At 73.4% G+C, this 21154-nt stretch carries 19 protein-coding genes; 7 read left to right on the top strand and 12 right to left on the bottom strand.

Going from position 1 to position 21154, the window contains the following annotated elements:
• The first annotated feature begins 4 nt into the window (after positions 1-4).
• The gene (locus tag IE290_RS22105) at positions 5-994 is read left to right on the top strand and encodes an ArsR/SmtB family transcription factor (RefSeq protein WP_191246587.1); all 990 of its coding nucleotides are present in this window, start codon (positions 5-7) and stop codon (positions 992-994) included.
• Between the two features lie 243 nt (positions 995-1237).
• Here IE290_RS22105 and IE290_RS22110 read toward each other — a convergent pair whose 3' ends face one another.
• The 3 genes from IE290_RS22110 to IE290_RS22120 all read right to left on the bottom strand — a co-directional run bounded on the left by IE290_RS22110 (position 1238) and on the right by IE290_RS22120 (position 3218).
• On the bottom strand, positions 1238-1774 hold the full coding sequence (locus IE290_RS22110; RefSeq protein WP_191246588.1) for a regulatory protein RecX: 537 nt from the start codon (positions 1772-1774) through the stop codon (positions 1238-1240).
• 3 nt (positions 1775-1777) lie between these two features.
• A complete protein-coding gene (gene recA, locus IE290_RS22115; protein WP_017983956.1) occupies positions 1778-2818 on the bottom strand; it encodes a recombinase RecA in 1041 nt (346 codons plus the stop codon).
• Positions 2819-3023: 205 nt separating this feature from the next.
• On the bottom strand, positions 3024-3218 hold the full coding sequence (locus IE290_RS22120) for a DUF3046 domain-containing protein (protein WP_017983957.1): 195 nt from the start codon (positions 3216-3218) through the stop codon (positions 3024-3026).
• Positions 3219-3260: 42 nt separating this feature from the next.
• On the opposite strand from IE290_RS22120, the gene IE290_RS38300 reads away from it, so the two are divergent.
• Positions 3261-3386: a hypothetical protein gene (locus IE290_RS38300; protein WP_268246386.1), complete on the top strand. Its 126-nt coding sequence runs from the start codon at positions 3261-3263 to the stop codon at positions 3384-3386.
• On the opposite strand, the gene IE290_RS22125 is transcribed toward IE290_RS38300, so the two are convergent.
• Positions 3387-5234, bottom strand: a complete 1848-nt coding sequence (locus tag IE290_RS22125) for an Hsp70 family protein (protein WP_191246589.1) — start codon at positions 5232-5234, stop codon at positions 3387-3389.
• 112 nt (positions 5235-5346) lie between these two features.
• Here IE290_RS22125 and IE290_RS22130 point away from each other — a divergent pair, with 112 nt between their 5' ends.
• On the top strand, positions 5347-9966 hold the full coding sequence (locus IE290_RS22130) for an ATP-dependent helicase (RefSeq protein ID WP_191246590.1): 4620 nt from the start codon (positions 5347-5349) through the stop codon (positions 9964-9966).
• 80 nt (positions 9967-10046) lie between these two features.
• Positions 10047-10547 (top strand): peptide deformylase, encoded by a 501-nt coding sequence (def, locus tag IE290_RS22135; RefSeq protein WP_191246591.1) that lies wholly within the window; start codon positions 10047-10049, stop codon positions 10545-10547.
• 614 nt (positions 10548-11161) lie between these two features.
• Here the strand turns inward: def and IE290_RS22140 are convergent.
• The 4 genes from IE290_RS22140 to IE290_RS22155 form a co-directional block, all read right to left on the bottom strand.
• Positions 11162-12274 (bottom strand): GNAT family N-acetyltransferase, encoded by a 1113-nt coding sequence (locus tag IE290_RS22140; RefSeq protein ID WP_191246592.1) that lies wholly within the window; start codon positions 12272-12274, stop codon positions 11162-11164.
• A 94-nt stretch (positions 12275-12368) separates the two neighbouring features.
• Positions 12369-13094: a VOC family protein gene (locus tag IE290_RS22145; protein ID WP_191246593.1), complete on the bottom strand. Its 726-nt coding sequence runs from the start codon at positions 13092-13094 to the stop codon at positions 12369-12371.
• A gap of 41 nt (positions 13095-13135) precedes the next feature.
• On the bottom strand, positions 13136-13900 hold the full coding sequence (locus IE290_RS22150; RefSeq protein ID WP_191246594.1) for a maleylpyruvate isomerase N-terminal domain-containing protein: 765 nt from the start codon (positions 13898-13900) through the stop codon (positions 13136-13138).
• On the bottom strand, positions 13897-14409 hold the full coding sequence (locus IE290_RS22155; protein ID WP_191246595.1) for an SAV_6107 family HEPN domain-containing protein: 513 nt from the start codon (positions 14407-14409) through the stop codon (positions 13897-13899). Before IE290_RS22155 ends, IE290_RS22150 begins: the two co-directional genes overlap by 4 nt.
• A gap of 417 nt (positions 14410-14826) precedes the next feature.
• On the opposite strand from IE290_RS22155, the gene IE290_RS22160 reads away from it, so the two are divergent.
• A complete protein-coding gene (locus IE290_RS22160; RefSeq protein ID WP_191246596.1) occupies positions 14827-15381 on the top strand; it encodes a copper resistance CopC family protein in 555 nt (184 codons plus the stop codon).
• Here IE290_RS22160 and IE290_RS22165 read toward each other — a convergent pair.
• Both IE290_RS22165 and IE290_RS22170 read right to left on the bottom strand, forming a co-directional pair.
• Positions 15350-16252: a DUF2268 domain-containing putative Zn-dependent protease gene (locus IE290_RS22165; RefSeq protein WP_191246597.1), complete on the bottom strand. Its 903-nt coding sequence runs from the start codon at positions 16250-16252 to the stop codon at positions 15350-15352. The two genes, IE290_RS22160 and IE290_RS22165, sit on opposite strands and share 32 nt — an antisense overlap.
• 47 nt (positions 16253-16299) lie before the next feature.
• The gene (locus tag IE290_RS22170; RefSeq protein WP_191246598.1) at positions 16300-16878 is read right to left on the bottom strand and encodes a DUF5134 domain-containing protein; all 579 of its coding nucleotides are present in this window, start codon (positions 16876-16878) and stop codon (positions 16300-16302) included.
• A gap of 170 nt (positions 16879-17048) precedes the next feature.
• On the opposite strand from IE290_RS22170, the gene IE290_RS22175 reads away from it, so the two are divergent.
• Both IE290_RS22175 and IE290_RS22180 read left to right on the top strand, forming a co-directional pair.
• Positions 17049-17549, top strand: a complete 501-nt coding sequence (locus tag IE290_RS22175; protein WP_191246599.1) for a YbaK/EbsC family protein — start codon at positions 17049-17051, stop codon at positions 17547-17549.
• Entirely contained in the window at positions 17546-18115 is a 570-nt protein-coding gene (locus IE290_RS22180) for a GNAT family N-acetyltransferase (RefSeq protein WP_191246600.1), read from the top strand. The genes IE290_RS22175 and IE290_RS22180 overlap by 4 nt, the downstream gene beginning before the upstream one ends.
• On the opposite strand, the gene IE290_RS22185 is transcribed toward IE290_RS22180, so the two are convergent.
• Together IE290_RS22185 and IE290_RS22190 are read right to left on the bottom strand one after the other, a co-directional pair.
• The gene (locus IE290_RS22185) at positions 18100-18993 is read right to left on the bottom strand and encodes a DMT family transporter (protein WP_191246601.1); all 894 of its coding nucleotides are present in this window, start codon (positions 18991-18993) and stop codon (positions 18100-18102) included. The two genes, IE290_RS22180 and IE290_RS22185, sit on opposite strands and share 16 nt — an antisense overlap.
• A 474-nt stretch (positions 18994-19467) precedes the next feature.
• Positions 19468-21129 carry a DUF885 domain-containing protein gene (locus IE290_RS22190; protein ID WP_191246602.1) on the bottom strand — a complete coding sequence of 554 codons (1662 nt, stop codon included), beginning with the start codon at positions 21127-21129 and terminating at the stop codon, positions 19468-19470.
• Positions 21130-21154: the final 25 nt, after the last annotated feature.

Genomic DNA, 21154 nt, shown 5'->3' on the forward strand with positions numbered 1-21154 from the left:
GGTCATGCCCCTGACGGTCGAACTCGGCGTGTCCGAGCTGGCGGCGACCCGGTTCGCGATCTCACCGCTGTCGGAGACCGTCGCGGGGCTGCAACAGCTGGCGGGGCGCGTGCGCCGGGCGGTGAACCTGCGGTGGGTGCGCTGGGCGGAGGACGAACTCGCCCGGGCGCCGCTCGATCTGCCGGGGGTGTGGCCGCTGATCGCCGGCGACCGGACGAGCTGGCCGTCGTTCCTGATCCCGGCTCCGCGGCGTGCGGAGCCTTCGCTCGAAGACGATCTCGCGGCGGTGCGCCGGACCACGGCCGCTCAGGTGCGTGCGAGCCTGTCCCGCGTCTTCGGCGCCGATCTCCCGGACGGCGTGATTGCGTTGGCCGCCCGCCCGCGAGTGGGTTTGGGGGCGATTACAGCCGAGCTGCGGACGGCTTATGAGCGGCTGATCGCGCCACACTGGCCACGCATCCGGGCCGTCCTGGAGGCCGACATCGCCTATAGAGCCCGGCAGCTGGCGACCGGTGGCGCGGCCGCGTTGTTCAGCGGCCTGCACCCCGACCTGCACTGGCGCGACGGCCGCCTGGTGCTGCAGGGCGCGGACCGGGTCGTCGAGCTGGGGCCCGGCGGTCTGGTGCTGATGCCCGTCGCGCTCGGCCCGGCGCACGTCATGATCAAGGGCCACACGACGACCCAGACGACGGTCCGCTACCCGGCGCGCGGGGTGGGGACGCTGTGGGCGCCGCGGGCCCCGTCGGCAGGCGCGGTCCGGTTGCTCGGCCGGGCACGCGCCGAGCTGCTGGAAGCACTCCGCTCTCCGGCGACGACCACCGATCTGGCACGCACGCTCGCCGTGACGCCCAGCGCGGTGTCCCAGCACCTCCGCATCCTGCGCGAGAACGGTCTCGTCACGCGGGAGCGGTCCGGGCGCAGTGTGCTGTACGGGATCACGCCCCTCGGTGAGGCTTTGATCCCTGTCGCGGGTGGGCGAAAGGGCCAGTCGTGAGTACCTGAAGTGGCCCGTTCGTGCGGCCGCGAAATGCGCCTTTCCGACCTGCGCCGGACGCTTTCCGCCGCTACCTTTTCGTGGTTCCTGATCAGACGAAGGACGTGGTGGATGACCAGCTCGCCCGCCCTACAACCGCCGCCGCTCGAGAACCACACAGCCGCACCCCGCCCACACAAGGAAAAACCCACCGCGCGAGCTGCGGTGGGTTTTTGCCCCGTGTCATTCCCCAGTAGCCGAAGCTCAGTCCAGGGTGGCGTCGTCCAGGGGGGTGGACTCCGCGCCGGCCTTGCGGAGTTCCTCGCGCACCACGGTGTACGCCAGGCCCTGCGGGTAGCCCTTGCGGGCGAGCGTGCCGAGCAGGCGGCGCGTCGCGGTTTGTTCGTCCAGCGTGGTCATCGAACGCATGCGCTTGCGCACCAGCTCGCGCGCCCGCTGCTCCTCCGACTCGCGGTCGATCTCGCCCGCCGCCTGGGCGGCCACCTCCGCGTCGACGCCCTTGCGCTTCAGCTCGGCGACCAGGGCGGTGCGCGCCAGGCCCTGGTAGGCGTGGCGTGAACGCACCCACTGTTCGGCGAACGCGGCGTCGTCGATCAGACCGGCGTCGTCCAGCTTGCCGAGCAGCTGCTCACGGATTTCGTCGTCGAAACCCTTGCGCCGCAACGCCTGCCGCAGCTCGTCCTTGGTGCGGGCGCGGACGGCCAGGAGGTCGAAGCAGACCTCCTTGGCCTTCTTCCACGCCTCGTCCCGGGACAGCTCCGTCGGGTCGAACCTGGGCATCGATCAGAAGTCGACCGGAGCGGGCTCGGCCGCCTCGGCGTCGACCTGCGGCCCGATGCCGAGCTTCTCCTTGATGCGCTTCTCGATCTCGTTGGCGATGTCCGGGTTGTCGCGCAGGAACTTCCGCGCGTTCTCCTTGCCCTGGCCGAGCTGGTCGCCCTCGTAGGTGTACCAGGCGCCGGACTTGCGCAGGATGCCCTGGTCGACGCCCATGTCGATCAGCGAGCCCTCACGGGACACGCCGACGCCGTACAGGATGTCGAACTCGGCCTGCTTGAACGGCGGCGCGACCTTGTTCTTCACGACCTTGACGCGGGTGCGGTTGCCGACCGCCTCACCGCTGTCCTTGAGCGTCTCGATGCGGCGCACGTCGAGCCGGACGGAGGCGTAGAACTTCAGCGCCTTGCCACCGGTGGTGGTCTCCGGCGAGCCGAACATGACGCCGACCTTCTCACGCAGCTGGTTGATGAAGATCGCCGTGGTGCCGGAGTTGGACAGCGCACCGGTGATCTTCCGCAGCGCCTGGCTCATCAGCCGGGCCTGCAGACCGACGTGCGAGTCACCCATCTCGCCCTCGATCTCGGCGCGCGGCACGAGCGCGGCCACCGAGTCGATGACCAGGATGTCCAGCGCGCCGGAGCGGATCAGCATGTCCGCGATCTCCAGCGCCTGCTCACCGGTGTCCGGCTGGGACACCAGCAGCGCGTCGGTGTCCACCCCGAGCGCCTTGGCGTACTCCGGGTCGAGCGCGTGCTCGGCGTCGATGAACGCCGCGATCCCGCCCGCCTTCTGGGCGTTGGCGACCGCGTGCAGGGCCACGGTCGTCTTACCGGAGGACTCCGGGCCGTAGATCTCGATGACGCGGCCGCGCGGGAGCCCGCCGATACCGAGCGCGATGTCGAGGGCGATGGCGCCGGTCGGGATCACGCCGATGGGCGGGCGGGTCTCCTCGCCCAGCCGCATGACGGAACCCTTGCCGTACTGCTTGTCGATCTGGGCCAGGGCGAGCTCGAGCGCCTTGTCCTTGTCGGGTGCTGCTGGCATGGAAATCCACCTCGTCGTTGGAGCCTGTGGGGCTGGTATTCGGGTTTGTGTTCGCTGTGGGCCCGAGACTACGGGCGGGGTCCGACAATTCCGGGCGCCGAGACGAGGCTGTGGATCGTTGACCCCGATGTGGACAACACAATAGCCGAACACGTGTTCGAGGCAAGAGCGACACACCCGGAGGCGCGGATTTTCCCGGACGAGGTCACCGGCGCTCCGGCGGCACGTCGAACTCGGCGCACACCGCCCGCCAGATCTCCTTCGCCGGGGTGCCCTCGGCCAGCGCCTGCTCGACGGTGCGGCCGCCCAGGCCGCTGAAGACGTGGTCCTTCGCCAGGATCTCCGCCCGGCCGGGCCCGAACTCGTCGGCCATCAGCTGGCGGAACACGGTGATGCGCATCGAACCCAGGGTAGCGACCGGCCGGCCGGGTACCGTGACGGCATGACCTCCGCGCAGGAGATGCCGTCCTGGGGCCCGGCCGCGATGACCGTGGCCTCGGCGGCCGTCCTGATCGCCGCCCTCGTCGTCGCTCTGCGCGCCCTGTGGAACACGCGGAACCGGAAGTAGCTACTCCCCCGGCTGCACGTTCTGCTCGAAGTAGGTGGCCAGGTCGCCGGCCGACAGCGGCGTCTGCCCGTTGCCCGCCTTCTGGTAGATCACGCCGGCCAGCGGGCGGTCGGCGACCGTGAACACCAGCACCGCCGAGCTCAGCCCGGAGGCCGCCGAGTAGCTGCCGTCCAGGCCGTTGCCCTTCCACGCGGCCCGCACCTGGTTGCCGCCGACCGCGCCGAGCAGCCGGTCGGTGTACTCCTTCACCTTGGCCGCCGACACGCCGTGCAGGTAGGTGACCTGCGCCCCGGCCAGCGCGGGCGCCGAGCAGGTGGTCAGCACGCCGATGTTCTCGTTCTTCGGCGGCGCGATGTCCCCGGCTCCGGCGCCCGGCGCGCACTGGCCGTCGGCGACGGTGCCGGCCAGCTGGCGCAGGCAGCCGGTGAAGCCCTCCGGATCGGCCGCGCCGGGCTGACGGCACTCGGCGGCGCTGAACGTGGTCGCCGACGAGCTGGACGACGGCCAGAGCAGGTAGGTGGCGCCGGCGGCCAGCAGCACCACGACGGCCGCGGCGATGCCGGCGATCAGCTTCTTCCGGTCCTTCTTCGGCGGCGCGGCCGGGGGCAGGCTCGGGAAGTTCGACGGCGCCGGCTGGTACCCGCCCCGCGGGTACGGCGCGGCGCCCGGGTAACCGCCCGGCGGGGTGCCCGGCACGGTCGCGACCGGCGGCGGGAACCCCGGCGGCGTCCCGGTGGCCGCCACCTGCCCCTCGACGTTCTGGGTGCGCATGCTGATGCCGTCGCGGGCCACGTGGTGCGCGCCCAGGGCGACCGCGGTCTCCGGCTGGTCCAGGCTGGTGGGCACGATGCCGAGCTTCTCCGCGATCATCGACCCGACCAGCGGCAGCCGGCTCGACCCGCCGACCAGGTAGATGCCGGCCAGCCGGTCCGGGGACAGCCCGGCCGCGGCGACCGTGCGGCCCAGCAGCTCGACGCTGCGCAGCAGCGCCGGGCGCACCAGCGCCTCCAGCTCGCCGCGCGTCACCAGGACGTCGCTGAACGGCTCGGGCATCGGCACCTCGGTCTGCGGCAGCCGGGACAGCGCCTCCTTCGCGGCCTTGACGTCCTCCTGCAATGCGCGCCGGGTGCGCCGGTCGGCGGTGGACTCCGGGCGCAGCAGCCGCTGCCAGCGCTGCGGGTCCGAGTGCGAGACCTCGCGGCCGACGTGCACCATCAGCGCCTGGTCGACGTCGAGGCCGCCGAGGTCGGGCAGGCCGTCCTCGGCCAGCACGGTGAACCCGTTCTGGGTGGCGCCGACGACCGCGACGTCGAAGGTGCCCGCGCCCAGGTCGTAGACCGCGAGCGCCTGGCCGGGCGCGGGCGCGCGACCGGGGAAGGACGCGAAGTGCGCGGCCGCGGCGACCGGCTCGGGCACCAGCAGCAGCGGGCCGGTCAGGCCGGCCAGCCGGGCCGCGGACAGCAGCACGTTGCGCCGGGTCGGGCCCCACTGCGCCGGGTGGGTGAGACGGACCTCGTCGGGCAGCTCGCCGCCGAGCTGGCGGGTGGTCTCGTCGAGCACGCGGCGCAGCACCGCGGCCAGCGCCTCGTTGACCGGCACGACGTCCTGGCCGAGCAGCAGCGTCTGCTCGTCGACGCGGCGCTTGGGGTTGGGCTCGAAGCGGGTGGGGTCCAGGCGGGCCCGGCGCTCGGCGTCGCGGCCGACCACGAGGGTGCCGCCCTCCTCGGCGAACACGGCCGAGGGCATGGTGGCGGAGCCGTCCACCTCGACCACGCGCGGCGGCCGTCCGTGCGCGGACAGCACCGCCACGGTGTTGGACGTACCGAGATCCACCGACAGGATGCGCACAGCTCTTCCCCTCACGATCCACCCAGGCCAGGACGTGATGCTGCCACGCTGCCCGGGACCGCGCGTGCGGCACCCGCGAGAAATTGTCGTACCCCCCGTTCATGATGGATGCGTGACCGACGTGCTCGAGCTGTTCTCGCCCGCCACCCGCGACTGGTTCGCGGGTGCCTTCGCCGCGCCCACCGAGGCGCAGGCCGGGGCGTGGCGCGCGGCCCAGGCGGGCGAGCACGCGCTGGTCGTGGCGCCGACCGGCTCGGGCAAGACGCTGGCCGCGTTCCTGTGGGCGCTGGACCGGCTGGCGGTCGAACCACCGGCCGCCGACGCGCAGCACCGCTGCCGGGTGCTCTACGTGTCGCCGCTGAAGGCGCTGGCGGTCGACGTGCAGCGCAACCTGCGGGCGCCGCTGGCCGGCATCCGGCAGGCCAGCCACCGGCTCGGGCAGACGCCCCCGGACATCACGGTGGGGATGCGCACCGGGGACACCTCGCCGGCCGAGCGGCGGACGTTCCTGAAGACCCCGCCGGACATCCTGGTGACCACGCCGGAGTCGCTGTTCCTCATCCTGACCTCGTCGGCGCGCGAGTCGCTGCGCGGCGTCGAGACGGTGATCCTGGACGAGGTGCACGCGGTGGCCGGCGGCAAGCGCGGCGCGCACCTCGCGCTGTCGCTGGAGCGGCTGGACGCGTTGCTGCCGAAGCCGGCGCAGCGGATCGGCCTGTCCGCCACGGTGCGCCCGATCGACGAGGTCGGCTCGTTCCTCACCGGCGGCCGCCCGGTGCGGGTCGTGCAGCCGAAGACGGCGAAGACCATCGAGGTGCGGGTCGAGGTCCCGGTCGAGGACATGGCGAACCTGGACGCGCCCGCGCCGAGCCCGCTGGAGCGGCTGGACACGATGCTGCCCTCCGACGACGGGCCGCCGGACGAGCCCGCGGCGGTGCGCAGGCCGTCGATCTGGCCGTCGGTCGAGCAGCGGGTGCTGGAGCTGATCCGGCAGCACCGGTCCACCATCGTGTTCGCCAACTCGCGGCGGCTCGCGGAGCGGATGACGGCGCGGCTCAACGAGCTGGCCGCGGAGCAGACGGAACTGTCGGCCGACCAGCGGTTCCCGGCCGAGGCCATCGGCGAGTCCGGGCTGACCACCGGCGCGGAGGCGACGGTCGCGAAGGCGCACCACGGTTCGATGTCCCGCGAGCAGCGCACCCGGGTCGAGGAGGAGCTGAAGTCCGGGCTGTTGCCATGCGTGGTCGCCACGTCGTCGCTGGAGCTGGGCATCGACATGGGCGCCGTCGACCTGGTGGTGCAGATCGAGGCGCCGCCGACGGTCGCGTCCGGGCTGCAGCGCGTCGGCCGGGCCGGGCACCACGTGGGCGCGGTGTCCACCGGGGTGATGTTCCCGAAGTTCCGGGGCGACCTGGTGTCGTGCGCGGTGGTGTCGGAGCGGATGACGGCGGGGGCGATCGAGGCCGTGCGCTACCCGCGCAACCCGCTCGACGTGCTGGCGCAGCACGTCGTGTCGATGGTGGCGCTGGAGCCGTGGTCGGTGGAGGACCTGGCGGCGACGGTCCGCCGGGCGGCGCCGTTCACCGCGCTGCCGGACGACGCGTTGCTGGCGGTGCTGGACATGCTGGCCGGGCGGTACCCGAGCGAGGAGTTCGGCGAGCTGCGCCCGCGCATCACGTGGGACCGGGTGACGGGCGAGCTGCGCGGGCGGCCGGGGTCGCAGCGGCTCGCGGTCACCTCCGGCGGCACGATCCCCGACCGCGGGTTGTTCACGGTGATGACGCCGGGCAGCGACGGCAGCCCCGGCTCGCGGGTGGGCGAGCTGGACGAGGAGATGGTCTACGAGTCGCGGGTGGGCGACACCATCCTGCTGGGCACGTCGTCGTGGCGGATCACCGACATCACGCACGACCGGGTCATCGTGGTGCCCGCGCCGGGTGAGCCGGCGCGGATGCCGTTCTGGAAGGGCGACGCGCCGGGCCGCCCGCTCGAACTCGGCCGGGCGCTGGGCGCGTTCGTCCGCGAACTGTCCAGTTCGGACGACGAGAAGGCGCGGGAGCGGGCCCGTCAGGCGGGTCTGGACGAGCTGGCGTGCGACAACCTGCTGACGTACCTGGCCGAGCAGCGCTCGGCGACGCGGCACGTGCCCAACGACCGCACGATCCTGCTCGAACGGTTCCGCGACGAGCTGGGCGACTGGCGGGTGGTGCTGCACTCGCCGTTCGGCGCGCAGGTCAACGCGCCGTGGGCGCTGGCGATCGCGGCGCGGCTGCGGGAACAGCGCGGGGTGGACGCGCAGGTGATGCACTCCGACGACGGGATCGTGCTGCGCCTGCCGGAGGCGCTGGACAGCGAGGGCGCCGAGGTCACGATCGGCACCGACGACGTCTTGATCGAGCCCGAGGAGGTCGAGCAGATCATCGTCGCCGAGGTCGGCGGCTCGGCGCTGTTCGCCGCGCGGTTCCGGGAGTGCGCGGCGCGGTCGCTGCTGCTGCCCCGGCGTGATCCACGGCGGCGCACCCCGCTGTGGCAGCAGCGCCAGCGAGCCTCGCAGCTGTTGTCGGTGGCCGCGAAGTACGAGCGGTTCCCGGTGGTGCTGGAGGCGATGCGCGAGTGCCTGCAGGACGTCTACGACGTGGGCGGGCTGCGCGAGCTGATGGCCGACGTGCGGGCGCGCCGGGTGAAGGTCGCGGAGGTGGAGACGCCGTCGCCGTCGCCGTTCGCGCGCAGCCTGATGTTCGGCTACGTCGGGATGTTCCTGTACGAGACGGACGCGCCGCTGGCCGAGCGCCGGGCGGCGGCGCTGTCGCTGGACTCCACGCTGCTCGCGGAACTGCTGGGCACCGAGGCGATCCGCGAGCTGCTCGACGCCGAGGTGGTCGACGAGGTCGAGCGGTCGCTGCAGCGGCTGGAGCCGGACCGGCACGCGCGCAACGCCGAGGAGACCGCGGACCTGCTGCGGTTCCTGGGTGATCTGTCCGATGCGGAGGCGGCCGCGCGGGGGGTGCGGCCGGAGTGGCTCGACGAACTGGTCGCGCAGCGGCGGGTGATCCGGGTGCGGATCGCGGGTGAGAGCCGCAATCTGTCCATCGAGGACGCCGGCCGGGTGCGGGACGCGCTCGGGGTGGCGCTGCCGATCGGCGTGCCGGAGGCGTTCACCGAGCCGGTCGCCGATCCGCTGGGTGATCTGCTGGCCCGGTACGCCCGCATCCGCGGGCCGTTCTCCGCGCACCAGGCCGCCGACCGGTTCGGGCTCGGGCCGGCTGTGGTGACGGGTGTGCTCGACCGGCTCACCGCCGAGGGCCGTCTGGTGCGCGGCGAGCTGCGTCCGGTGGGGCATCCGGACACGCACGGGGCGGGCACCGAGTACTGCGACGCGGCGGTGCTGCGGCGGTTGCGGCGGGCGTCGCTGGCGCGGCTGCGCGCCGAGGTCGAGCCGGTGGAGCCCGCGGCGCTGGGCCGGTTCCTGCCGTCCTGGCACGGGATCGGGGCGCGGATGCGGGCCGCGCCGAGCGTCGACGACGTGCTGTCGGTGGTGGAGCAGCTCGCCGGGGCGCCGCTGCCGGCGAGCGCGCTGGAGTCGCTGATCCTGCCGAGCCGCCTGCCCGGGTACTACCCCGCGCTGATGGACGAGCTGATGACCGCGGGCGAAGTCGTGTGGTGCGGCGCCGGGGCGCTGGCCGGTGGCGACGGGTGGGTGTCGCTGGCGCCCGCGGACGTGGCCGACCTGCTGCTGCCCGAGGCCGACGAGGAGGCGCCGACCAGCCCGCTGCACGAGGCGATCCTCTCCGCGCTGGAAGGCGGCGCGTTGTTCTTCCGGCAGCTGGTCGACCGGGTGACGCCGCTGCTGGACAGCGCGCCGAACGACGCGGACGTGGTGGGCGCGCTGTGGGACCTGGTGTGGGCGGGCACGGTCACCGGCGACACGCTGGCCCCGCTGCGGGCGCTGGTGTCGGGCAAGGGCGCGGCGCACAAACCGCGCCAGGCGACGCCGCGCAGCCGGTACGGGCGGATGCGTGCGGGCCGTCCGGCGATGCCGTCGCGCACCGGACCGCCGACGGTCGCCGGGCGGTGGGCGCTGGCGCCGCTGCGCGAGACCGATCCGACGCGGCGCACGCACGCGCGGACCGAGGCGTTCCTGGAGCGGCACGGCGTGCTGACGCGGGGTGCGCTGGAGACCGAGCGGGTCACCGGCGGGTTCTCCGGGATCTACAAGGTGCTGCGGGCGATGGAGGACTCGGGGCAGGTGATCCGCGGCTACGTCGTGGAGGGCCTGGGCGCCGCGCAGTTCGCCGCACGCGGGGCGGTGGACCGGCTGCGGGCGTTGTCCGACCCGGGCGGGACCCGGCGGCCGGACGCGATGACCGACGCGGTGGTGCTCGCGGCGACGGACCCGGCCCAGCCGTACGGCGCGGCGCTGTCGTGGCCGGCCGCGCTGGGCGACACGAAGCACCGCCCGGCCCGCAAGGCCGGGGCGCTGGTGGTGCTGGTCAACGGGGTGCCGGCGCTGTACGTCGAACGGGGCGGCCGGTCGCTGCTGTCGTTCACCGAGGACGAACCGACGCTGAAGGCCGCCGCGCACGCCCTGTCCCGCGCCGTCCGGGAGGGCTGGCTCGGGCAACTGGCCGTCCAACGCGCCGACGGCGAACAGGCCCTGACCTCCGCACTGGCCCACGTCCTGCGCGACGCCGGCTTCCGCGCCACGCCGAAAGGACTACGACTACGAGCCTGAGATCACCACGCCCTCGGTTGGCTCACTCCGGGCGAACACGATTTACTTTTCGTGACCCGATCGAGTGAGAGGACGACCTGATGGCGTTGCGGGAGCTGCGGTACTTCGGCGACCCGGTGCTCAAGACGGTCTGCGACCCCGTGACCAAGTTCGACAAGGGGCTCGAGCAGCTGGTGACCGACCTGCTCGACTCGGTGCGGCCGGCCGGGCGCGCCGGGCTGGCGGCGCCGCAGATCGGGGTGAGCCTGCGGGTGTTCAGCTACGAGGTGGACAACCTGTTCGGGTACGTGATCAACCCGGAGATCGTCGAGCTGTCCGAGGAGACGCACGAGATCAACGAGGGCTGCCTGTCCGTGCCGGAGCTGTGGTTCCCGACCCGCCGGGCGAAGCGCGCGGTCGTGCGGGGAGTCGACCTGCGCAACGAGCCGGTCACCGTGGAGGGCGAGGGCGTGCTGGCGCAATGCCTCCAGCACGAAACCGACCACCTCGACGGCACGCTCTACCTGGACCGGCTGGAGAAGGACCGGAAACGGGAGGCGCTGAAGCAGGCGCGGGACAAGGACTGGTTCTGGAGCCGCTGACCATGCCACCGCCGCGCACCGGAGCAGACTGACGCCTGGGTCGGCGGCCGCCACCGCGCCCCAGCCACCCGGGGTGCGTCGAGGGGCTTGGGTGGGTAGCGGCGGCCGCGGGAGCAGTTGGTGAGCTGCAGCGCGTGCCAACCGCCACCGGGCGGGTTGGTGGTGTGCGGCGCGGCGCTGGCCCTCAGCCCGGTGCGCCGGCGGGCCGGGGCATGTGCCCGCCACCACCGCGCAGGTTGGCGACCTGCAGCGCGTGCCAACCGTCGCCGGCGGGTTGGTCGGCTGCGGCGCGTCTCAACCATCGCCGGGCGGGTTGTTTCCTTGAGGCGCGGCACTGCCCCCAGCCCGGTGCATTGGTCGGCTGCGGCGCCTGCCAGCCGCGACCGGGTGGGTTGGCGGCTCTGGGGCGCGGCGGTGGCCGTCAGCCGGGTGCGCTGGCGGGCCTGGGCGCGTGCCCACCACCACCGCATGGGGGGCGGCCTGCGCATGCCAACCGTCGCCGGGGTCGCGGCACTACGCACCGCCTGCCGCCGGCAGCCTGCAGGAGAAGTGACGTTCACTTGGCGCCGGACGCACCAGCCTTGCCTGGTGCCAACGCACCACCCACGCGCCGGCTATACCTCGCCCAGTACGTGTGGGCCCCTGGCCGCCAGGTCGATCCTCAGCAGGCCCTCCTCCTCCGGGGGCTCCGGCGCCAGCCCCGCCCGCTGGGCCGTGCGGTAGATCCCGTCCCGGCCGGGCAGTGACACCGCCACCAACCGGCGGCACCCGCGCGCCGCGGCGATTTCCGCCAGCCGCTTCAGCAGTGCGGTGCCCACGCCTACCCGCTGCCAGCCGTCCTCCACCAGCAGCGACACCTCGGCGATTTCGCCCGTCGGGCCCGGGATCAGCTGTCCGACGCCGACCACCTCGCGTCCGCACACCGCCAGCAGGCTCAGCCCGCGCGGCGGCACCAGCAGGCGGTGCAACCAGCGACGCGGCATCGTGCGCATTCCCGTGTGGTAGCGCGAGAAGAGCGTGTTCATCGAGCACCGGGCGTGCATCGCCGACACCGCCTCGGCGTCGGCGGGCTTGCCTTCGCGCAGCACGATCGCCGCACCGTCCGCGCACGTCAGCGCCAGCGGGCTGGTCACGTTGCGCCGCGCGCGGTCCAGCAGCCCCAGCAGCGCCTCCGCGCGGGTCAGTTCCAGCTGCACGAACGGCGCCCACCGCCGCCGCGCCACCAGCGCCGTCTCCCCGTCCACCGCGAACACCACGCGATGCCCGCCCTCGACGCGCGCCGGGTTCGACTCCGCCAGCGGGACGACCGTGACCAGGTCCGCGGCCAGCACCTCGCGCAGCACCTCGGCCCGGCGGGACGGGTCGTCGACCGCCCGGCCGGCCGCGGTGAGCGTCGCGGCGGAGGCGTCCACCAGTTCGCGCACGTCGGCGTCGGTGACGGACGCGCACTCGCAGCCCTCGGCCTGGATCGCCGTGACCAGCTGCTCCTTGGTCAGCCCCGTCGCCGGCCGGATCATCACCTCGTCCAGCACGCCGCCGGGCACCGGCAGCACGGTCAGGCCGAGGATGTTGCACTCCAGGTCGGCCATCCGGATGGCGATGCGCGCCAGCATGCCCGGGTGGTCGTCCATCCGGATGCGGACACGCCAGATGACCGAGCTGACCTCGTCCGTCTCGGTGATCACCGGCCGCGGCACCGTCAGCGCTCTCCGCGTGCGAATCTCCATCGCGTAACGATCGCGCACGGTTGTTGCCGGCCGTGGACGCGTGTGTTTCGCCCGTGTCAGGGTGCCGCGCCGTCGGGCAACGGCGCCGAAACACTCAGCGGGGCGACAACACGCAGAACTCGTTGCCCTCCGGGTCGGTCAGGACCTCCCAGGTGACCTCACCCTGCCCGAGGTCGATCCGCCGGGCGCCGAGCCCGCACAACCGGTCCGCCTCGGCCGCGGTGTCACCGTCCGCGAACGGCGCCACGTCCAGGTGCAGCCGGTTCTTGTGGTCCTTGGGCTCGTCGCTGCGCAGGAACTCCAGCCACGGCCCGCGCCCGGTCGGCGCACGCAGCCCGACGATCTGCGGCTCCTGGTTGGCGATCCGCCACCCGGTGGCCTCCGCCCAGAACCCCGCCAGCGCCAGCGGATCCCGGGCGTCCACGACGACCGCCGCGATGGCCTCCGTCGTGGTGTAGCCGGGCCGCGGTTCGAGCACGCAGAACTCGTTGCCCTCCGGGTCCGCGAGAACCACCCACGGGACCGCGCCCTGCCCGATGTCGATCCGGCGCGCGCCCAGGGCCAGCGCCCGGTCCACCTTCGCCGCCTGGTCCTCCGGTGAGGCGCTGGGCAGGTCCAGGTGCACCCGGTTCTTCACGGCCGGGTCCTTCGCCTCGGGGACCGTCACGAAGACGAGGTCGACGCCGTCCGCGGGCGCCTCGACGTCGACCTCCTCGTCGTCTTCGAACGTGATCGGCCAGCCCAGCAGCTCCGACCAGAACTCCGCCAGCTGCCTGCGCTGGTTCGCATCGACCACCAGACTGTCCAGTCGCGTCGCCATGACGGCGACGATATCCGGCAACGCTTCCCCACGCCCCGGATTTATCTCGTCGCCAGCCGCAGCAGCGCCCAGAACTGGCCGATCGAATCGTCGCTGCGCTCCCAGGTCACCGATCCGTGCCCGAGCCGGCCCCACAGCCACTGGTAGACCGCCATCGGCGAACCGGTGACGATGCCGTCGGCCCGGTCGACGTCGGCGTCGGAACAGCGCCACGCGACCGTCTCGCCGGGCCCGGCGCGGGCGATCCAGTTGTGGCCGCCGGTGCGGACGGCGACCGTCCCGGTGGCGGTGCCGGACAACCCGAGCATCGGCAGCCGCTGCCCGAACCACACCGCCAGCACCTCGTCCACGCCGTCGATCGCCACGTCGTCGGCGACCTCGGCCACGATCACGTTCGCGGCGTTCTGGACGTCGATCCGGTGCACGGTGGTCTCGTGGGCCATGCGGCGGCACCAGAACCCGTACGTGCGGTCCGCCGGCCACCAGGTGGCCGCGTATTCGGCCGGATCGTGCGAGGTCAGCTCGCGGTGCAGCGCCGCGAGCCCCTCCCGCAGGTACTCCTCGCCGCTCTGGCCGTCCGCCGGGTTCTCCTGCCAGTCCCGGGGGCGCCTGCCCTCGGTCATCCAGCCGGTGGCGACCCGGTAGACGCCGCCGACGTGCCGGATCACCTCGCCGATCGTGAGACCGGGCGTGGTGGGCACCGGGGTGTCCGGCGCCGCCTCCCGCGCCGTCGCGGTGAGCAGTTCGGCCTCGGCGCCCAGCACGTCCAGCAGGCGGTCGTGGCCGACGAGTGCTTGCCCGCTCATCGCCTTCGGGACGCCTTCCCCAAGGTCGGCGGGACGTCGCACTGCCGCACCCGGCCCGGCCTGGTCACCGGCTCGCGGCCGTGCACGAGATCGCGGGCCAGCTCGACGAACAACGCGGCCTGGCGGAGCAGCTCCTCGGCCCGCTCGGCGGTGACGCGACGGGTGTTGCCGGCCTGGGCGGCGGCGCGGGCGGCCGAGTGCGCGGCGAAGTACGCCGTCCAGTCGGTCAGCTCGGGCGCCGCCGTCTCGAGCAGCACCCACACGCTGGCGGGGCGGGCCCGGCCGCGGTGCGGGCGGCCGCGCGCGGCGAGCACCGCGGCGCCCGCGCGGAGTGCGGCCAGGTAGGCCGCGATGAACTTGGGCGCCGGCTGGGCGGCGTGCCGGGCTTCGGCGATGCCCCGCCGGGCGTCGGCGAGCAGGGCCGTGGCGGCGGGTGCCGCCGGCGGACGGACCGGTAGCGGCAGCGCCGGCTGCCTCTCCTCGGCGTGGGATGCGACGGCAATGGACATTGCCCCTCCCTTGCGGACAACGTGCGGTGGCGGCTACCCGGTGCCGAAACGCTTCCCCCGTTCCGGCACCGGGTGGCCTGACCGGCGAGCGCTCACCGGATGTCGAACTCTTGTTCGAGCGAGTTCCAGAGTAGCTTCGAACACCTGTTCGTTCAAGTCTTCGAATGACGTGGTGTGCCGCACTTGACCGCGTTCGATCACACGATCGGGGAAAGCCGGAACTCAGCCGGAACCGGACCGGGTGCCGCGGCGACTCGCAGGACGTCACGCCGGGCCGGTCCGCCCCCCAGCCCACCTGCCCGGTGTCACACGCACTCGTCCGCGCCGCAGGGCGGAATCCGGGAACTTTCCGGCGGCCCCGGACGACCTTGAACCAGGGGCCTCCCCACACCCCGACTCCCCACGGAAGGTGCGTCCATGGTCTTGCGGCGTCTGTCCGTCCTGGCCGGTGCGCTGATCACGGCTCTCGTGCTCACCGCGCCGGCCGCGCTGGCCCACACCACGCTGCAGAGCAGCGATCCGGCCGAGGGCGCGGCGCTGTCCGCCGCGCCGCAACAGGTCAGCCTCAAGTTCGGCGGCGCGTTCACCCTGCCCGCCGAGCCGATCCGGATCACCGGCCCCGATGGGGCGCAGTGGACGGTCGGCGCGGCGACGGTGACCGACCGGACCGTCACCGCGCCGGTCCAGCCGTCCGGTCCCGCCGGGGCCTACGTGCTCACCTGGTCGATCGTCGCGGCCGACGGCGACCCGATCACCGGCCGGATCAACTTCTCGCTCACGACCCCCGCGTCCACACCGTCGCCCTCGACCGCACCTTCGTCGGCGGCGCCCGCTCCGCCGACGACCCAGGCCCTGCAGGCCGCCGAGTCGTCCGGCGGTGGGTTCCCGGTGTGGGCCTGGGTCGTCATCGCGGTGGTCGTGGTCGCCGGCACCGTCGCGGTCATCGTCCGGGGGCGGCGCTCCTCGAGCTGAGGGCGGTGTCGATGACCTCCCGGCTGTCCACCCGCAGCGCCTGCGCTGCGGTGCGTCCGGTCGCGGCCAGGTACGCGTCGACCAGCCGGTTGCCCACGGCGTACCCGGCGCCGGTGGGCAGCCCGACCGGGGTGGCGCCGTACCGGAGGGCGTGCGCGTCGCCGTGCACCCACGCGGTGAAGTTCTGCATCCCGGTCACCTCCAGGCCGGAGACGACCTTGTCGAACACCGCGTCGTCGTGCAGGTGCGGCACGCCGACGCGCGCGTAGCCGAGCTCGTCGCCGTACAGCTGGCGTGCGAACGCGTCCGCCAGCCCCTCGGACACCACCTGCTCCCCCACCGTGACCGTCGCCGGGTTCCACACCACACCGCCGTCGCCGTAGCGGAGGTTGTGGTTGAGCTCGTGGACCGCCGTCGCCTCCAGCCGCGCCAGGTTCTCCGGGTACGGCCAGAAGTTCAGGTAGATGTAGCCGGACACGCTGCCGTTGGCCGCCATGCCCAGGCTCGTGCCCATGAAGTGCTCGTCCCCGGGATCGCCGAGGACGATGAGCACGGTGAGGTCGGGCACCGTGATGTCCGGGGTCGCCTCGAGCTGCACGGCGACGGCGTCGTTCAGCGCGCGCTCGATGCGGCCCCACGCGTCGGCCTCGTGCAACTCCTCCAGCGCGTCCAGGCACCGGTCCTCGTCGCGGTCGATCGGGAAGCCCGAGCCCATGCGGTGCATCTGGACGAGGTCGACCTCGCCCGGGAAGTAGCGGTACATGCCCGCGGCGGGCTTCAGCATCGCTTCGAGCAGCGCGGCGCGCTCCTCCCGCGGGGCGCGCAGGATCCGCCGCATGGCGGGGTAGGTGTCCAGAACCGTGATCGTCATGTGCGGAACGCTAAAGTCTCCCGCTACAGGAGACTCAAACCGGTTTTCTACAGCATCGGCACGAGCATCGCCGCCATGCCGGCGCCCATCACCGCGCGGGCGGCTCCGGAGGCGCGGCCACCGGTCCCGCCGCGGACCGCCCGCCAGCCGGACAGGGCGGTGTCGGCGGCGAAGTAGACCACCAGAGCGGCCAGCACGGCAGGCAGCAGGAACCCGGCGGACGCGGCGGAGTGCCCGCCGTGGTCACCGCTCGCCGCGGGCGCGCCGTCCATGGCGCCGACCATCGCGAGCATCGCGACCGCGCCCAGCAGGTGGTGTGTCGCCGCCGAACGCCACCGGGGCATGCCGGGCCCGGCGCGGAACAGCGTCGCGGCGAACCAGGCGGCCATCGCCACGAACACGGCCTGCCACGCGAGTGCCGGAACCGAGTCCCCCCACGGCACGAACATCAGCGCCATCGCCACGGCCATCACCGCGTGCGCGACAGCCGATTCCCGGTCGCCGGTCACCCCGTCGCCGCAGGCGGCGCACGGCAGGGCGCCGAGCACCTGTGCCAGCGAGACGATCGCGAGCACCGTGAACAGGCCGGCCACCGACCAGCCGAGCCATGCCGGGGAGGAGAACACCGTGGACCGCCTTTCCCGCGTTTCCGCACACGATATCGTTGGCGGGCAAGGAAAAGCGGGGTCACCGGGCGAGCGTGAAAAGACCCACGCCCGGGAACTCCGGGGCCGTCCCGGACGACTGAGCGGGGATACGCGTCGCCACCCGTCGCGGCCCGTGATCTCATATCGGTATGAGCAGCCTGGACCATCCGGCGGTGGCCAAGGTCGCTGCCGCGCTCGCCGAGGCGGGCAGGCACGACGCCGCTGCCGGCATCCGCATCCTGCCGGCCGAGGTGCGCACGGCCGCGCAAGCCGCCGAGGCCCTCGGGGTCGAGGTGGGCGCGATCGCGAACAGCCTCGTCTTCCGCGCCGTGTTCGCCGATCGGACCGCCCCGCTGCTGTCGCTGACCTCGGGCGCCCACCGCGCCAACACCGACACCCTCGCCGCGCTGATCGGCGCCGAGTCGGTCGAGAAGGCCGATCCGGCGTTCGTGCGCGAGCACACCGGCCAGGCCATCGGCGGCGTCGCCCCGCTCGGGCACCCGGCGCCGGTGCTCACCCTCGTCGACACCGCGCTGCGGGCCTACGACACCGTGTGGGCGGCGGCCGGGCACGCCAAGTCGGTCTTCCCGACCACCTTCGCCGACCTCGTGGCCGTCACCGGCGGACAGCCCGCGGACGTGGCGTCATGACCACGTCCCTGCACTACGCGCGGCTGTCCGCCGACGACTTCCGCGCCCGGTTGCGGGAGGCGCTGGCGATCTACGTCGAGGCGATGCGCTACCCGCCGGGCACGGCGGAGCAGCGCGCCCCGATGTGGCTGACGCACGCGCTGCGCGAGGGCTGGCGGTGCATCGCCGCGCTCGACGCGGAGGGCACGATGCTCGGCGTCGCCTACGGCTACCAGGGCGCGCCCGGCCAGTGGTGGCACGAGCAGGTGCGGCGCGGGCTGACCTCGGCCGGCGGCGAGGAGCTCGCGCAGCGGTGGCTGGCCGACTACTTCGAGCTGACCGAGATCCACGTCCGCCCGGCGAGCCAGGCCCGCGGGATCGGCGAGGACCTGCTGCGCCGGCTGCTCGACGGCGTGCCCAACCGGCACGTCCTGCTGTCGACGCCGGAGGGGCCGAGCCGGGCGTGGAAGCTGTACCGGCGCATGGGGTTCGTCGACGCGCTGCGCGACTACCACTTCGCCGGTGATCCACGCCCGTTCGCCATCCTCGGCCGCACCCTGCCCCTGGAGCCTCAGGACCGCAGGTAGCCTGCCAGCAGTCCGGCGGCCAGCAGCCCGGCGCCGCACCAGCCCTGGACGCCGAGGTCCTCGTGCAGGACGACGGCGGACAGGATCGCCGCGGTGAGCGGTTCCAGCAGGGTCGCCAGCGCGGCGATCACCGGCCGCGCGGCGCCGAGCACGCGGAAGTACAGCACGTAGCCGAGACCGGTGGGCACGACGCCGAAGTACAGCGCGACCGCGAGGACGTCGAGCCGCAGCGGCAGCGCCATCCCGAGGACCAGCCCGACGGGCAGCAGCAGCAAGCCGCCGGTGAGCAGGCCGAACGCCGTGGTGCGCTGGTAATCCAGGCCCGCGACGGGACGGCGCAGCGCCAGGGTCAGCACGCTGAACCCGGCGCCGGCGGCCAGCGCGAACGCCACGCCGCCGAGCAGCCGCCAGCCGCCCTGACCGGGGGTGGCGGACAGCAGGGCCAGTCCGGCCAGCCCGAGGGCGACTGACACCAGGGTCAGCGGGCCGGGCAGGCGGCGCGCCTGGACGGCCGTGGCGGCGGTGACGAACACCGGCACGCTGCCGATGGTGACCATGGTCGCGGTGCCGACCGAGGTGAGCGTGACCGCCGCGAAGTAGGCGGCCTGGAACGACCCGAGGAGGCCGCCGGCCAGCGCGATCCGGCGGACCACCGGCTTGGTCCAGACCATTCCCCGCAGGTTTCGGGTCAGCCACAGGAACAGCACGAGCGCGGCGCCGCCGAGCAGCAACCGGTAGGTGGCGACGGAGATCGCGGACAGGCCGCCGCGGGTGGCGAGCAGGGACCCGGACAGGCCACCGGTGCCCCACAGCACCCCGGCGACCAGCAAGGTGAACGACGAACGAGCGCGCACGGGCGCGTCGACGGAAACGGACATGACGAATTCGCTCCAGCGTCTGATGTGGACAATGCCGCGGACGCGGGGCGATGCGGCATCACGGAAACCGTGATGCCTTGTGGCGCCGCACGAGTGTGCGGCGAGAAGCGACCGCCCCGCTAGGCCGGGGGCGGCGGGGTGACCAGGAAGACCCGGTGCATCACGTGCTCCTTGAGTCGTTGTTCATAAGCGGCGGAGCCGCTTGCGGTGGGCCGTCAACCGGCACCGCCGCGGGATTGAAGGGGCGGAGTCGCGCGGAGCGCGTCCGTTGAGGGTGGTGGTGGGCCGGCGGGTGGGCGGTTCCTCGCGAGGACAGCGCCGACGTGGTGAATTGGGCATTCATGAGGAGGCGATCCCACAGCGAGGGGCCGCCTGAGTCGGCTCTGCCGCGCGGAGCGTGTCCGTTGAGGGTGGTGGTGGGCTGGCGGGAGGGGCCGCTGCCCGCACCGCCACGCAAGCCATGGTGAAACTCCCCTAGTCGAGCTCGGCGAGCTGTTCGCGGAGGGTGTCGAGGCCCATGCCGCCCAGGCGGAGGGCCTTGGTGTGGAAGTCCTTGAGGTCGAAGGCGCTGCCCTGGCGCTTGCGCGCGTCCTCGCGCGCCTCGATCCACAGGCGCTCCCCCAGCTTGTACGCCGGCGCCTGGCCGGGCCACCCGAGGTAGCGGTCGATCTCGTCGCGCACCAGCGGCTCGTCGGTGATCGTGCGGGTCAGCATGAACTCCAGGCCGAGGTCGGGCGTCCACCGCTCGCCCTCGTGGAACCCGGTGCCGGACGGGATTTCCAGCTCCAGGTGCATACCGAAGTCGACGATCACCCGCGCGGCGCGGAACAGCTGCTCGGACAGCATGCCGAGCAGGTCACCGTCGTCGGCGAGGTAGCCGAGGTCCTGCATCAGCCGCTCGGCGTAGAGCGCCCAGCCCTCGCCGTGCCCGGAGGTGAACGCCAGCAGCCGCTGGAACCGGTTGAGCGACCGCTCGTGCACCGCGGTGGCGATCTGCAGGTGGTGACCCGGCACGCCCTCGTGGTAGACGGTGCTGACCTCGCGCCAGGTGGTGAACTCGTCGCGGCCCGGCGGCAGCGACCACCACATGGTGCCGGGGCGGGTGAAGTCCTCGTTCGGGCCCGTGTAGTACGCGCCGGCGCCCCCACCGGGCGGAGCGATCCGGCAGTCGAGGGCCATCAGCGGATCCGGGATGTCGAAGTGCTTGCCACGCAGCTCGGCCAGCGCGTTGTCGGACAGCTGCTGCATCCACCGCTGGAAGGCGTCGCGGCCCTGCACGCGGTAGCGCGGGTTCGCGTCCAGCGCGGCGGCGGCGTCGGCGAGCGTGCCACCGGGCGCGATGCGCTCGGCGACGGCCTTCATCTCCGCTTCCAGGCGCAGGAACTCGGTCCAGCCCCACTCGTAGGACTCGCGCGGGTCGAGCTTCGCGCCGATGAAGTACCGCGACCAGAGCCGGTAGGCGTCCTCGCCGACGGCGTCCTTCGTGCGGGCCTTCGGCGCCAGCTCGGCGCGCAGGAACCCGGCGAGTTCGGCGTAGGCCTCCTGGGCGGCGCGGGCACCGCGGTCGAGGTCCTCGCGGAGGGCGCCGTCGGGCGCTCCGGCGACCATGTTCTGGAAGAAGCCGGTCTCGCCGGACAGCCCGGCCCAGGTTTCGGCCTGCTCGGCGACCTTGGTGACCTGGCGCAGCGCGGGCGCGTTGCCGGCCTCGACAGCGGCCAGCAGGGACGCGCGGATGCCGTCGACCGCGTCGGGGACCTTGGCCAGGCGCTTGGCGATGGTGGCCCACTGCTCGGGCGCGTCGGTGGGCATGAGGTCGAACACCATGCGCAGGTCCTGCACCGGGCTCGCGATGACGTTCAGCGACGCGACGTCCAGGCCGGCGTCGTGGATCTCCAGGTCCAGCCCGGTTCGCTCGGTGAACACGGCCTTGGCCGCGCGCTCCCCGGCGTCGGCCGGCTCGGCGGCGGTGACGGCGTCCAGCGCCCGGCGCGCCAGCGCGGCGCGGGCGGCGTAGCCCTCCGGCGAATAGTCGGTCAGCTGGTCGTCGTAGCCCGGGATGCCCATCTCGGTGGCCGCGACCGGGTGCGCGGCGGCGAAGTCCTCGACGAACTGGTCACAGATCTGGTGCACGCCCATGGATGCAACCTACCGAACGCGGCAA

The organism is Amycolatopsis deserti, assembly GCF_014653945.1.
GTDB classification, from domain to species: Bacteria; Actinomycetota; Actinomycetes; order Mycobacteriales; family Pseudonocardiaceae; genus Amycolatopsis_E; species Amycolatopsis_E deserti.

Excerpts from the sequence above, each read along its gene's own strand:
- IE290_RS22105 (WP_191246587.1), top strand. The coding sequence starts at position 5 with ATGCCCCTGACGGTCGAACTCGGCGTGTCCGAGCTGGCGGCGACCCGG.
- IE290_RS22110 (WP_191246588.1), bottom strand. The coding sequence starts at position 1,774 with ATGCCCAGGTTCGACCCGACGGAGCTGTCCCGGGACGAGGCGTGGAAG.
- recA (WP_017983956.1), bottom strand. The coding sequence starts at position 2,818 with ATGCCAGCAGCACCCGACAAGGACAAGGCGCTCGAGCTCGCCCTGGCC.
- IE290_RS22120 (WP_017983957.1), bottom strand. The coding sequence starts at position 3,218 with ATGCGCATCACCGTGTTCCGCCAGCTGATGGCCGACGAGTTCGGGCCC.
- IE290_RS38300 (WP_268246386.1), top strand. The coding sequence starts at position 3,261 with ATGACCTCCGCGCAGGAGATGCCGTCCTGGGGCCCGGCCGCGATGACC.
- def (WP_191246591.1), top strand. The coding sequence starts at position 10,047 with ATGGCGTTGCGGGAGCTGCGGTACTTCGGCGACCCGGTGCTCAAGACG.
- IE290_RS22140 (WP_191246592.1), bottom strand. The coding sequence starts at position 12,274 with ATGGAGATTCGCACGCGGAGAGCGCTGACGGTGCCGCGGCCGGTGATC.
- IE290_RS22145 (WP_191246593.1), bottom strand. The coding sequence starts at position 13,094 with ATGGCGACGCGACTGGACAGTCTGGTGGTCGATGCGAACCAGCGCAGG.
- IE290_RS22150 (WP_191246594.1), bottom strand. The coding sequence starts at position 13,900 with ATGAGCGGGCAAGCACTCGTCGGCCACGACCGCCTGCTGGACGTGCTG.
- IE290_RS22155 (WP_191246595.1), bottom strand. The coding sequence starts at position 14,409 with ATGTCCATTGCCGTCGCATCCCACGCCGAGGAGAGGCAGCCGGCGCTG.
- IE290_RS22160 (WP_191246596.1), top strand. The coding sequence starts at position 14,827 with ATGGTCTTGCGGCGTCTGTCCGTCCTGGCCGGTGCGCTGATCACGGCT.
- IE290_RS22165 (WP_191246597.1), bottom strand. The coding sequence starts at position 16,252 with ATGACGATCACGGTTCTGGACACCTACCCCGCCATGCGGCGGATCCTG.
- IE290_RS22175 (WP_191246599.1), top strand. The coding sequence starts at position 17,049 with ATGAGCAGCCTGGACCATCCGGCGGTGGCCAAGGTCGCTGCCGCGCTC.
- IE290_RS22180 (WP_191246600.1), top strand. The coding sequence starts at position 17,546 with ATGACCACGTCCCTGCACTACGCGCGGCTGTCCGCCGACGACTTCCGC.
- IE290_RS22185 (WP_191246601.1), bottom strand. The coding sequence starts at position 18,993 with ATGTCCGTTTCCGTCGACGCGCCCGTGCGCGCTCGTTCGTCGTTCACC.
- IE290_RS22190 (WP_191246602.1), bottom strand. The coding sequence starts at position 21,129 with ATGGGCGTGCACCAGATCTGTGACCAGTTCGTCGAGGACTTCGCCGCC.